Annotated in this window: 4 protein-coding genes; all 4 read right to left on the reverse strand. The window is 67.5% G+C overall.

Going from position 1 to position 13,110, the window contains the following annotated elements; genetic code table 11:
• Positions 1–5 precede the first annotated feature (5 nt).
• On the reverse strand, positions 6–7,952 hold the full coding sequence (locus tag B6S44_RS10955; RefSeq protein WP_129156941.1) for a hybrid non-ribosomal peptide synthetase/type I polyketide synthase: 7,947 nt from the start codon (positions 7,950–7,952) through the stop codon (positions 6–8).
• Positions 7,945–9,804 carry an amino acid adenylation domain-containing protein gene (locus B6S44_RS10960; protein ID WP_164985794.1) on the reverse strand — a complete coding sequence of 620 codons (1,860 nt, stop codon included), beginning with the start codon at positions 9,802–9,804 and terminating at the stop codon, positions 7,945–7,947. The genes B6S44_RS10955 and B6S44_RS10960 overlap by 8 nt, the downstream gene beginning before the upstream one ends.
• A 334-nt stretch (positions 9,805–10,138) precedes the next feature.
• The gene (locus tag B6S44_RS10965) at positions 10,139–10,996 is read right to left on the reverse strand and encodes a methyltransferase, TIGR04325 family (protein ID WP_129156943.1); all 858 of its coding nucleotides are present in this window, start codon (positions 10,994–10,996) and stop codon (positions 10,139–10,141) included.
• Positions 10,997–11,516: 520 nt separating this feature from the next.
• The gene (locus B6S44_RS10970; protein WP_129156944.1) at positions 11,517–12,851 is read right to left on the reverse strand and encodes a polysaccharide biosynthesis/export family protein; all 1,335 of its coding nucleotides are present in this window, start codon (positions 12,849–12,851) and stop codon (positions 11,517–11,519) included.
• Between the last annotated feature and the right edge of the window lie 259 nt (positions 12,852–13,110).

A 13,110-nucleotide genomic window follows, 5' to 3' on the forward strand; every position in this document is an offset into this window, starting at 1 on the left:
CTCGTTCACCTTCTCTCGCGCTGTGAGACGGCACTCGGCTCACCTGGCTGCGCGCCATCGCGCGGGCGCCGCCACGGCCGCTTCCAGAACGTCGCGGCAGGGGCGCTGACTTCAGAGATGGCCTCGTCGGGAAGCGCCGCCGCGACGGCAGCGATCGTCCGGTTCCGGAAGAAATCCCGGGCCGCGACCTTGAAGCCTTCGCGACGGGCGCGGCTGGTGATCTGGAAGATGCTGAGGGAATCGGCGCCGAGGTCGAACAGATCGTCGTCGACGCCGATATCCTCGCGGCGCAGCACCTCGGCCCAGATGCGGATCAGGGTCTCCTCGACGGAGGTTCGCGGCATGGCCTTGTCAGCCTTCGCCGGCGCGCTCTGGGCATCAGGCGCCGGCAGCGCGGCGCGATCGAGCTTTCCGCTCGGGTTCAGCGGCAGGGCCGGCAGGCCGACCCAGGCGGTTGGGACCATGTAGTCCGGCAATTCCTGCGCTAGCGCAGCCCGTAATTCGGCCGGCGGCGGACTGTCCGCACCGGTGACATAATAGCAGACCAGCCGTGCCTCGCCGGGCATGTCCTCGCGCAGGATCACGGCGGAGACGATGCCGGCCTTGCGGGCGAGGACGGCCTCGATCTCGCCGGGCTCGATGCGGAAGCCGCGCAGCTTCACCTGATGGTCGAGGCGCCCGAGATGCAGGATGCGGCCATCGGGAAGATATTTGGCACGATCGCCGGTGCGGTAGGCCTTGGCGCTCGTGGCGGGATCGACCGGATTGGCGATGAAGCTCGTCGCGGTGAGCTTCGGATTGTTGGCATAGCCGCGCGCCAGGCCTGTACCGCCGATCAGAAGTTCGCCAGGGATGCCGACGCCGACCGGCTCGTTGTTGCCGTCGACGATGTAGAACTGCGTGTTGGCGATCGGCAGGCCGATCGTGACGACCTCGTCCTCCGGCTGAATGCGGGCGACCGAGGACCAGATCGTGGTCTCGGTCGGGCCGTACATGTTCCAGAGTTCGCCGCCACCTTCGAGCAGCTTGCGCGCAAGGTCGAGCGGCAGCGCTTCGCCGCCGCAGAGCATGCGCAGGCCCGGCCGCGAGCGGAAGCCGGCTTCGAGCAGCAGGCGCCAGGTCATTGGCGTCGCCTGCAGCACGCTGGCGCCACTCTGCTGCAGCCGTGCCAGCAACTCGGCGCCGTCCTTGGCCTCGTCCGCGGTCGCGATCGCGATCCGGCCGCCCTGGATCAGTGGCAGCAGCAGTTCCAGCGCGGCGATATCGAAGGTCACCGTCGTGACGGCGAGCATCGTATCCGAGCTGGCAAAGCCGGGCTCGCGCGCCATCGCGAACAGCAGATTGGCCAGCCCGCCATGGGTGACTTCGACGCCCTTCGGCGCTCCGGTCGAGCCCGAGGTGTAGATCACATAGGCGAGGTGACTGGGCGCGATCGTCGTCGTCCTGATCCCGGCGAGGTTGGCCGTGGTCTGGTCGACATCGATCAGCATGACGCTCTCGTCCGGCTCGACGATGGCCGGGTGGAGCGGGCCGGCGGTCAGGACAGCGACGGCCTCGGAGTCCCGCAGGATCCGCTGGATGCGCGCTTTCGGCATGACGGGATCGAGCGGCACATAGGGGAAGCCGGCCTTGAGGGCTCCCAGCATGCCGGCAACGAGCGCCGGCGAACGTTCGATCAGCAGGCCGATGCGGCTTTCGGGTGCATCGACACGGGCCGTCAGCTCGGCCGCGATCCGGTCGGCCCAGGCGTTCAGAGTGGCATAGGAGAGCTGCTGGTCGCCGCATGAGACGGCGATCGCCTCGGGCTGCTGATGAACCTGCCGTTCGAAGGCCTGGATCGCGCCGTCGTCGAGTTGGAGCGCAACCTGCGTGTCGTTGATCTCGGAGACGAGGCGCTGGCGCTCGTCGCCGTCGATCAGCGGCATCGCTGCGATGATCGTGTCGGGGTTGGCGACGAAGGCGGCGAGCAGCGTCCGGTAATGGCCGAGCCAGCGGTCGATGGTGGCCGCGTCGAAGAGATCGGCGCCATAGCAGCAGTCGATCCGCAGTCCCTCGTCGGATTCGCCGATGTTGAAATAGAGATCGAAGGTCGAGAACGCTTTCGGGTTAGGCTCGACACTTGCCTTGATATCGGGGCCAAAATTGAGATTGCCGGCGAGCCGCTCAAGGTTGAACTGCACCTCGACAAGCGGCAGCCGTCCGGACACCGGCGGGACACGCAGCCGCTTCAGCAGCGCGCCGAGCGTGAAGCTCTGATGGTCGTAGGCATCGAGAACGAGGCGCCCGACCTTGTCGAGATGGCTCGAGAACGGCTCGGCCGGATCGATCCCGCCGCGGATCGGCAGGAAGTTGACGCAGTGGCCGACCGGGGAGGGACCTTCGAGCAGAGATTGGCCGGCAGCGGGAACGCCGATGACGGGATCGCGCTGGCCGGAGAGCCGTAGCAGCAGCACCTGGAAGGCGGTGAAGAGCGTTGCGAAGAGCGTCCGCCGACGTTTGGCGCCCGCCGCCTTCACCTTGCGATAGAGCTCGGCGTCGATGAGGCTCGTGCGCGTGCCGCCACGGAAGCTGCGCTGAGCTTGCCGCGGCCGATCGGCCGGCAGTTCGAGCGGGGCCGGAAGCTCCGCAAACATACCGGTCCAGTAGGTCGCGGCTTCTGCCGTGCGCGCGTCCTGATGGGTCAAAGTCGCGTATTCCGCAAACGGCATTGGCGCCGTCAGAGAGTCGACGCCGGAGCGGTAAGCCGTCGCGATCTCGTCGAGCAGGACGTTTGTCGACCAGCCGTCGCAGACGATGTGATGGGCCGACAGGATCAGCACATGCTTTTGCTCGGCGAGCCGGATGATCTCGGCTTCCGCCACCGGCCCCTGCACGAGGTCGTAGGGGCGGCTCGCATAGGCTTCGATCCGGGTCTGCAAGGTGGCTTGCGGATCGGGCTCGCTGCGCAGGTCGCTGATGGCGACCGGGAAGGCCCCCGACGGAGAAATCCGCATCGTCTCGCCGTCAGGCGAGAACCGCGCGTTGAGGATCGCGTGCCTCGCCGCGACCTGCCTGACCGTCTCGGCGAGGCGGAGCGCATCAATGTCGCCTTCGAGCGTCAGGCTGACGGATTCGTTGAAGGCTGCGCTGGCCTCGGGGCCGGTCTGGTCCGACAGCCAGATTTCGCTCTGGGCTTCGGTCAGAGGAAGCTCGATCTCCGGTGGCCCGATGGGGGTATCCGACGGACGGATTTCGGTTGTCCCTCCGGGCAACATGCCGTCCCGGCGCATGAGGTCCAGGCTGTCCTCGAAGGCGGCGATGATCGCTGCGATCTCGGCATCGCCGTGTTGGGTCGTCAGGAAGCAGGGATAGTGCTCCTGGATGAAGATGCCGCGCGCCCGCAGATGGTAATGCAGCAGGCTGCCGAGCCGGTGGTCGCGCCCAGGCTTGAAATAGGCGACGCTGCCATAGCTCTCGATCGGCACGTCCCAGCCGACCCGTGCGAAGGCGCGCCGTAGCCCTTCGACGAGGCTCTGCATGCGCTGTGTCAGCGCCTCGTTTAGCGCCGGTCCCTTTTCCTTGACGTGCCTGAGAACGGCGACCGTCGCGGCCAGTGCCAGCGGATGCCTGACGAAGGTTCCGGCGAAGAAGGTGACGCCGACCTCGGGCAGGCTGTCGTCGCCGAAGCTCCAGGCACCGCCGTCGAGCGCATCCATGAAGCGCGGAGTGCCCGCCAACAGGCCGACGGGCAAGCCGCCGCCGACGACCTTGCCGTAGGTCGCGAGGTCCGGCTTGATGCCGAGCAAAGCCTGCACGCCGGCGGGATGGACCCGGAAGCCGGTGACGACCTCGTCGAGGACCAGCGTTGTGCCGGCTTGCTCGGTAATGGCGCGCAATTCCTTGAGGAAGGCGGCGGGGAGATAGCCCGGCCGGCGGCTCTGCACCGGCTCGACCAGCACCGCGGCGAGCTCATGCGCATGCTCGCGCAGCCAGGCGAGGCTCTCATCCGTGCCATAATCCAGGATCGTCATGCGTCCGACCGCATCCGCCGGAATACCCGGTGCCGCGGGCACCGAGCGATGCTGCTCGCCGACCCCGCGGACCAGGACTTCGTCGAACTGGCCGTGATAAGCGCCGGAAAAGGCTACGATCCGGTCGCGGCCGGTGACGGTCCGGGCGACGCGCATCGCAGCCATCACGGCCTCGGAGCCGGTGTTGCAGAATGCGACGCGGGCATGGCCGGTCAATTCGCAGAACAGTTGCGAGGCCTCATGCGCGAGCGGCGATTGCGGCCCGATAGCGAAGCCGTCCTTCAGTTGGGCCTGGACCGCCTCGACGACGAAATCCGGTGCGTGCCCGAAGGCGGTCTGGCCGTAGCCGTTGACGAGGTCGATATAGGCGTTGCCGTCGACATCCCAGATTCGGGCGCCCTTCGCCCGCGCGGAGACGATCGGGTAAACCATTTCCTTCCAGTCGGCGGCGAAGCCGGAGACGGTGCGCGGATCGGCCAGGACCGGGCGGTGCTGGTCCGCGAGGCGCTTCGAGGTCGCGGTCTTGTCGACATAGAATTTCGTCAGCCGGGCGATATGCGCGCGCTGGGTTTCGGTGAGCGCCTCGTTGCCCGTGCGGATCAGCGGCTTGAACCGCGCCGTCGAGCTCGCGGCGGTGCTGCTCGCTGCAGCGTGCGGAGCAGGCGCTGGCTGGGGCTGAACCGCCGGCGCGAGAGGCAGGGCAGGCGATGGCTGCGCTGCGGTTGCGATGGCCGGCGCCACAGCCTGGCCGCTTAGGGCCTGGAGCTGACGCTCCATCAGGCGCGACATCACGTCGAGCTGCTCGCGCATCAGCGCGTCCAGACCCGAGCCGGCCGGCTGCGCGCTGGCGGCTGCGGCAGCGGTCGTGACGGGAGCCGGCATGGCAGGCGAGGGCGCAACCGGCGCCGCCGCCTGAACGATCGCAGCCGGCTTCGGCATCTCCTGCGGGCAAAGCTCGGCGATGTGGCGCGTCACCTCGTCGACGCTCGGGAGGTCGTCGAGCAGTTGCCGGAAGCGGATCTGGATGCCGAATGTCGTCTGGAGGCCCTGCGCGGCCTGCGTCAGCAACAGGGAGTCGAAGCCGAGTTCGAGGAAGCTGGCGCCAGTCTCATCCGCGCCGAAAGACCGCCCCGACAGGTTCTCGAAGATCGCTGCGACCCGGCTGCCTAGGTCCGAACGGTCCAGGGGGATGTCGGTGTCAGTCTGGCGGTCCATGGCCGGTTCCTGCTCGGATTGAGTGGGAAGAGGTTGAACGGCGGCGACCGCAGGCAGGCTCGATGCGGCGGAGGCCGCTACGGCGGGGGCCTCGACCCAGTGCCGGCTGCGTTCGAATGGGTAGGTCGGGAGCGATACGCGCGCCGGTTTCCCGCCGGCCTGGTAGGCCGACCAATCGGGCGTGATCCCTGTGGTCCAGAGGCGTCCAAGTGCGGCAGCGAGCATGCCCTCGGCATCGCCCTGTGCATCGGGCAGACAGGAGATGGCCGCCCGCCCGGCGCCGGCACCCTGCAAGGCGAAACTCGCCAGCGCGGCGCCGGGCCCCACCTCGAGCAATACCGGAGAAATGCCGCGTGCCAGGGTAGTGATGCCATCGGCGAAGCGGACGGGTTCGCGTGCATGCCTCGCCCAATAGGAGGGGTCGGTCGTCTGTTCGGCGCTGGCCCAGTCACCGGTCACGCCCGAGATGTAGGGCAGCTCGGGCGCCTTGAGGTGGATTGCCGCGACCGCCTCGGTAAAGGGCGCGATCAACGGCTCGATCATGCCGGAGTGGAAGGCATGCGAGGTCTGCAGCCGGCGATGGGTTACACCGCGCCGCGCCAGCTCGGCTTCCAGAGCTTCGATCGGCTCGAACGGGCCTGAGAGCACGCTCATCCCCGGCGCGTTGATGGCCGCCACGCAGACGCCATCGTGCGCGAGCGCAGCGACCTCGGCATCGGGCAGGCGCACGGCCAGCATCGCGCCGCCTGGCAGTTCCTGCATCATGCGGCCGCGCTTGGCGACGAGCGACAGGGCGTCCTCGAGCGAGAAGACGCCGGCAAGGCAGGCGGCGGCGAATTCGCCGACGCTGTGGCCGATCATGGCGGAGGGCTGCAGGCCCCAGCTCATCAGCAGCTGCGCCAGCGCGTACTCGACTGTGAAGATTGCAGGCTGGGCGAGCAGCGTCGCCGACAGCCGCTCGGGATCGCCACCATTGCTCGGATAGAGCAGCTTGCGCAGGTCGAGCCCGAGCTCGGGCTTAAGCAATTCGCAGCACAGATCGATCGTGCGGCGGAAGACCGGCTCGCCCGCATAGAGCTCCCGCGCCATCTGCGGATATTGCGAGCCCTGTCCCGGGAACATGAAGACGAGATTGCCGGCGCCGGTCGCCGCGGCGGCGCGATCTGTGTTCTGCTTGCGCAGGGCGGCAGCGGCCTCGGTGTGGTTGCCGGCGACCACGGCGAGACGGTGAGGAAAGGGCCGTCGCCCCGTCTGCAAGGTGAAGGCGATGTCGGCTAGGTTCTGCTCGGGGCGGGCTTCGAGATGTTCCGCAAGCCTGTCCCGCGCCGCACCAAGTGCCGCCGGGCTACGCGCTGATAGTGTCAGGAGTTGATTGCGGCGGGCCGGAGCCTGCGCTTCGTTCACAGGCGGCTGTTCCAGTACGAGGTGGACATTGGTGCCGCCGACCCCGAAGGCGCTGACACCGGCGCGGCGTGGCCCGTCCTGGCCTGGCCAGTCCTGCCGATGGTCGGCGATGAAGAACGGGCTGCTCGGCAGCTCAAGCGCCGGGTTAGGTTGGGTGACGTGCAGGCTCGCCGGCAACACCCCGCTCTTCACCGCGAGCGATGCCTTGATCAGCCCGGCGACGCCTGCCGCGGCATCGAGATGGCCGATATTGGATTTGGCCGAGCCGAGCGCGCAGAAGCCACGGTCCTCCGTCGTCAGGCGGAAGGCGGCGGTGAGGCCGGCGACCTCGATCGGATCGCCCATCGGCGTGCCGGTACCGTGGCATTCGACATAGCCGATCGAGCGCGCGTCGACATCGGCGGCAGCATGGGCCATGGCGATCGCCGCGGCTTGGCCGTCGACGCTGGGGGCGGTGAAGCCGACCTTGCCCGCTCCATCATTGTTGACGCCGACACCGCGGATGACGGCGTAGATCTGGTCGCGATCCGCAACCGCATCCTCCAGCCGCTTCAGCACGACGAGGCCGGCGCCGCTGCCGAAGATCGTGCCATTGGCGCTGCTGTCGAAGGCGCGGCAATGACCGTCGGTCGAGACCATGCCGCCATCCTGGGCGAGATAGCCGCGCTGCTGCGGAAAGGTGATCGAGACGCCGCCTGCCAGCGCCATGTCGCAGCCATGGCCGAGCAGGTTCTGCACGGCCTGGGCGACCGCCAGCAGCGAGGTCGAGCAGGCGGACTGGACGGCGACGCAGGGGCCGGTCAGGCCGAGCTTGTAGCCGATGCGGGTCGCGGTGAAATCCGCGGCGGAGCCGACCAGCATCGGCAGGTTGCCGACCTGGAAACCCGAGGTGTAGTCGGCGATGGCCGCACGGTCGTGCAACAGGTTCTGCAGCAGATAGGTGCTGGAGGTGGCGCCGGCGAAGACGCCGATGCACTGGCCTGGCAATGCGGGGTCGTAGCCGGCGTCCTCGAGCGCTTCCCAGGCGCATTCCAGCAGCAGGCGCTGCTGCGGATCGGTGAGCGCCGCCTCGCGCGGCAGCATGCCGAAGAAGGGCGCATCGAACAGATCGACGCCGTCGAGGACGGGCCGCGCCGGAACGAAGTTCGGAAGCGCGCGCGTCGCTGCGTCGAAACTGTCCTCGAGCTCGGCGGGGGCGAACCGGGTGATCGATTCCACGCCATTGAGCAGGTTCCGCCAGAACGCTCCGATCGTCTGCGCGCCGGGAAACCGGCCGGCCATGCCGATGATGGCGATGGCGCGCTCGGGAAGCGGGTCAGTCATGAGAGCCGCCGATCGACACGCTTTCGGGGAATGGGGTGTTCAGGCCGCGTGAGCGCAATCCGCGCTCGCGCGCCGCGGCGAGGCTGCCGAGTACACTGGGCTTCTGCGGCGCCAGATGGCCGGCCAGGGCGCGCACATTCGGAAAGCGGTACAGGTCGACCAGGGCGAACCAGGGCAGGTCCCGGACCAGGCGCCGATGGAGCTCGGCGATCAGCAGCGAGTTGCCGCCGATATCGAAGAAGTTGTCGTCGATGCCGACAAGGTCGACCTGGCAGACTGCTGCAACGGCCTCCGCGAACCGCTGTTCCATCGGGTTGCGGGGCGCAGCGTAGGGGGCGGCGCTCTCCGGTCGCGCGCGCCCCGGCGCCGGTAGCGCGGCGCGATCGAGCTTGCCGTTCACGGTCAGGGGTATGTCGGGCACGAAGACGAAGGCCGCCGGCACCATGTGATCAGGCAGGATCTCGCCGAGATGGGCCTTCAGCGCAGCCGGCGCGGGACGCTCTGTATTGCCCGCAACGAGGTAGCCGACGAGACGCTCGTGCGCGTCATCGGACCGGAGCAGCACCGCGGCCTGCCTGATCGCGGGATGGGACATCAGCGCTGTCTCGATCTCTCCGAGCTCGACGCGAAAGCCCCGGATCTTCACCTGCTGGTCGGCCCGTCCGAGATACTCGTAGTCGTCCTCGTCGACCTGACGAGCGAGGTCGCCGGAGCGGTAAAGCCTGGCGCCTGGCTTCTGCGGGTGCGGCACGAAGCGCGTGGCGGTCAGCTCTGGTCTGTTCAGATAACCGCGGGCGAGCCCGGCTCCCGCAACGAAGATTTCGCCGATCTCGCCGCGCGGCACCGGCAGCATGGTCTCGCCATCGAGCAGGAGGATATCGAGGTCCGGGATCGGCCGGCCGATCAGGCTCGACCGCTGTTCGGTATCGGCGGAAGACAGGGGACGATAGCTGACATGCACCGTCGTTTCCGTGATTCCGTACATGTTGACGAGATGCGCATGCTCGCCGCGGCGCTGATACCAGCCGGCGAGGCGCCGCGGGTCCAGTGCCTCGCCGCCGAAGATGACGAGCCGCAGGGAAAGCCGGTCGCGCCCGCCGCGATCGTGATCGGAGCGATCGAGCGCGGCGAAGGCAGACGGCGTCTGGTTGAGCACCGTGACGCCCTCCTCGGCGAGCAGGCGCAGGAAGCCAACGGGGTCTCGCGTCGTGCTCTCCGGCACGATCACGAGACGCCCGCCGTGCAGCAGCGCCCCCCAGATCTCCCAGACCGAGAAATCAAACGATACGGAATGGAACAAGGTCCAGACATCGGCGGGTCGAAAGCCGAACCAGGCCTGCGTCGCGCTGAACAGCCGCGTAATGGCGGCGTGTTCGATGGCAACGCCCTTCGGCTTGCCGGTCGAGCCCGAGGTATAGATCACATAGGCGAGGTCATCGGCCGCCGCCGTACATCTCGGCGCCGGCTCATGCGTCGCGTGAGCCTCTTCGGAATGCTGCGGATCGAGCCGCTGCCGGCCGGCTGGCAGCCAGTCGAGATGTTCGGATGCGATGATGATCGAGGCGTCGGTATCCTCGACCATGAAAGCGAGGCGCTCGCCCGGATAGGCCGGGTCCAGCGGCAGATAGGCGGCGCCACTCTTCAGGATAGCGAGCAGCGCCACGATCAGGTCGAGAGAACGAGGCAGGCAAAGCCCGACGATCGTGCCTGGCCTTGCGCCCATGGCGGTCAGCCGGCCGGCCAGCCGCTCGGCGCGCTCGTCGAGTTCGGCATAGGACAGGCTGGCCACACCCAAGGAGAGTGCAACGGCGCGCGGTTGAGCAGCGACTTGCGCGGCGAAGAGGTCGACCACGGTCGTCGCTGCGGGTGGAGCGACTGCGATCCCGGACTTGTCGGCTCGCGGAGCTGCCGGCTGGACGGCACGTCGGCGCGAAGGTCCGGCGGGGTCGGGAGCAACGGACGGCCGTGACCCGCGACGAGCTGAAGGCTTGCGGGTGGCTTTCCTGTCGATGGTCTGTGTCATGCTGGTAGGCTATGCGCCGAGCCTGCACGACAAAATGGTGGCAGTCGGAGTAACGCCATCTCGCCACGGAGGCGGTAAAATCCACGCAAATGGAAGACGTTGGGCAGTCCCAGCCGGGCGAGGCGCGCCAAAAAGGGGGATGTCGGTGGACCGCGAACCTGCTTCAGGATCTCAGCCGGAAGTAGAGCCCCGAATAGGTCTCGACATGGCATTCCGGATGGAACGGCACGTCGAGCCTGCGTGCCTTCTCCCATGAATCCACGAGCTCATAGCCGAGCACGAGCAGGCCATCGATGAAGCGCGCACGTGCCGCGACGCTATAAGGACAGAACGAAACTTGGCCCGTTCGCGTGATGACGGACTGGATCGTGACGAAGGATTGTCGCATGTGGAGCGGCGTCCGCTGGACGATCACGTGCCGTGGACGTTTTCGCCATGCGTTCAGCCGCTCGTGTAGATAGTTTTCGGGCAGATATTGCAGCGAGCCAGCCGCGAGCAGGATGTCCATGCCGCAGCCGTCATCGACGGTGTTGGTGAAGCGCAAGCGCGGCGTGGGGTGCCGAGCCGATAGCGCCTGCCCGGCCTGGGTGATGTGGGGAAGGTCGAAGACGGTCCAGCGGAACTCGTCCGGGAAGGCGAGGTAGCGATCATACTGGCGAAAAGCGTGCCCGACATAGCCCCCCAGATCGAGCAGGGTCCGCGCGCCGTCGTCGAGCGCGCCGCGCAGCCACAACAGAACAGGGTACTCGGTCGCCGGCATCGGCTCGAAGCCGCCTGCCATGGTGGTGTAGTGGTCGATGTCGGCCATGGCGGTGTGGTCGAAGCCCGCGAGGCCGGCCGGAAGGGCGCGTTCGGCAGCCTGGAAACTGTCATATCGGCCGCTATTGCCGCAGTGATATCTGCCGGCGCGAAACCGGGCCTGGTAGAGCCGTTGGCGCAATTGGGCGATGCCGGGCCAACTGACCGAGGCCGTGCGGGCCGCCAGCCGCAGGTTTTGCTTCCAGGCGGCCATGACCGTCATCGATCAGGCCTCGCCCGCACGCGTCGTCCGGGGGCGGGCGCCCGGTCTGGACGGCTCCGCTTTGGCTGGTGGCAGGATCGCTGTCGCGCCGGAGGGCTCTGATCGCAGGGACAGCGCCCGCCCCAGCAGTCTCGCCGCGGGCTCTGCGAAGAGCACCGCCAGGGCAAGAAGTAGCAGGAGCACGGTCGATCTCAGGCGGCTTGGCGCGGATGTGTCTTGCGCAGTGACGGCGGGGCGAGGGGGCGGCGTCTCCTGCAGCGCAAGCCGCTGGGGGGCTCGCCTGGCCGGCGCTCCAAAGGCCGCTTTCGTGAGTTCGGCGCCTCCCTCGTCGACCGCGAGCCAATGTTTCGCGAAGGCAGCATGCCGGACCACCGGAAGCGACGGAGAGGGGCGCTCGCTGCCATGGCCTTCCCGGCTGTGCTTCTCCGAGCTCGTCAAGGATCTCTCCGTTTCAACAAGTGGAGTGTCTCCTCTGCTTCGCGGCTTTGGATCGGTCAGCCGGTCATAGAGAAGAGATCGGTCATTGCTGGCTGGCGAGACCGGTGAGCGACCGCATCGGTGTCTGTGCCTCTCCCCCTGGGATCCGACTTTCGATCGCGCGCGCTTTGGGAGCGACCTGGACGATGTCACCCGGTTGCAGCGAGGTTTCGAATTTCGCCTGGATCGTCACCGGTGTGAGGCCGGCCTGTCGCGTGATCTGGATGTCCCAATCCGCCGCCGCGCTGGATCCCTGACTCGCGACCAGCCTGCGACGCCGGCTTTCGGCGATCTCGCGCGCGGCCGGGAGGCTGCGCTCGACCTCGAGGATCTTCTGCCGCGTTTCCTGAAGCTCCAGGACGACGCGGCGCATATAGGTCGTGTCGAGCTCCCGCAGTCTCAGCATCAGCTCGCCGAGCGCCGTCTCGCTCTTGGCCAGCTCCGCCCGCAGGCGCGCCGCTTCGCCCTGCGTGCGGGCATAGTCGCGCTCGCGCTCGACCTGGACGGTGCGTAAGCCATGGCCGGTCGTCGCCAGCTTGTTGTATTCGCTCGATTGCTCGCGCGTCAGCTCGACCTGCCGCTCGACCAGTCGGGCTTGCTCGGTCAGGGCGGCCTTTTCGGACTGGAGCCGCGCGACCTGCTGGCTCAGCAATTCGCGCTCGCCCGCCTTTGCCCTACGCTGGAAGTCGAGGATTTCCTGCTCTCCGGCCAGAAGCTGGGCGTTTGCCGCAGCGCGCGCATCGGGGACGAGCTGTTTGACGTCGTCACGTTCCGCTTCGAGCCGCGCGCGCCTTGCCATCAACGTCTGGAGCGACGTGTTGAGCAGGTTCTCACGTTCGTCCGCGAGCAGAAGTTCGGATTTGAGCACGGCGAGCGACTCGTCGCCGACACGATAGCCGCCGGCAAGTGCGACGGCTCCCAGGATATTGAGCCCGTGCCGGAACGGATAGGTTCCCGGCGAGCGTACCTCGCCCATGATGTAGATCGGCTTCAGCTCGGCCACCCGCAAGCTGACGACGGCATCCTTGAGATAGCCGTCCATCAGCGCGCTGCGGATCCGCGCTTCCGCTTCCATTGCCGTGAGCCCCGCAACCCTGATGCGCCCGGCCAGGGGCATGTTGACCATGCCCGATCCATCGAGCACGAAGTCTCCGGAAAGATCCGTCTGGCCGAAGACCGAGATCGTGACCTTGTCACCGATCGAGAGGGTCTCGGCGGCTTCGCGCTCCGCGGCCGACAGCGTCGGCGCCATGAAGAGCACAAAGGCGCAGAGCACCAGAACGAAGTGCCAGAGGTAGTATGATCCCGATCGGCCGGCACCGGCCGGCACTCTGGAGGCCGGGCGAGAAGCCCAGTGGTGAATCGCTGCGTCCGACATCAGCTCCGACCATCCTGCCAATCACATCTCGCAAGGAGACGCAGGCGAGGATGTCAGGACCGGCTCTGCTTTCCGCGTTGGCATTCAGGCCAAGGTGCGTCGCCAGGGGATTAATCCCATCGTCGAGCCCTGCGGCCACCTTGCGTCAGGACGCCAGGTCGCGTCGCAGGGGAAGTAGCCCTTCCTTGTTGCCGCCGGGAAGCTCACCTCCCAAAGCGTCCTTTGAGAATGAGGCGCTTGCAGCAAAGCTTTCTGCTCC

This window comes from Allobosea sp. Tri-44 (genome assembly GCF_004123845.1).
Classification (GTDB): domain Bacteria; phylum Pseudomonadota; class Alphaproteobacteria; order Rhizobiales; family Beijerinckiaceae; genus Allobosea.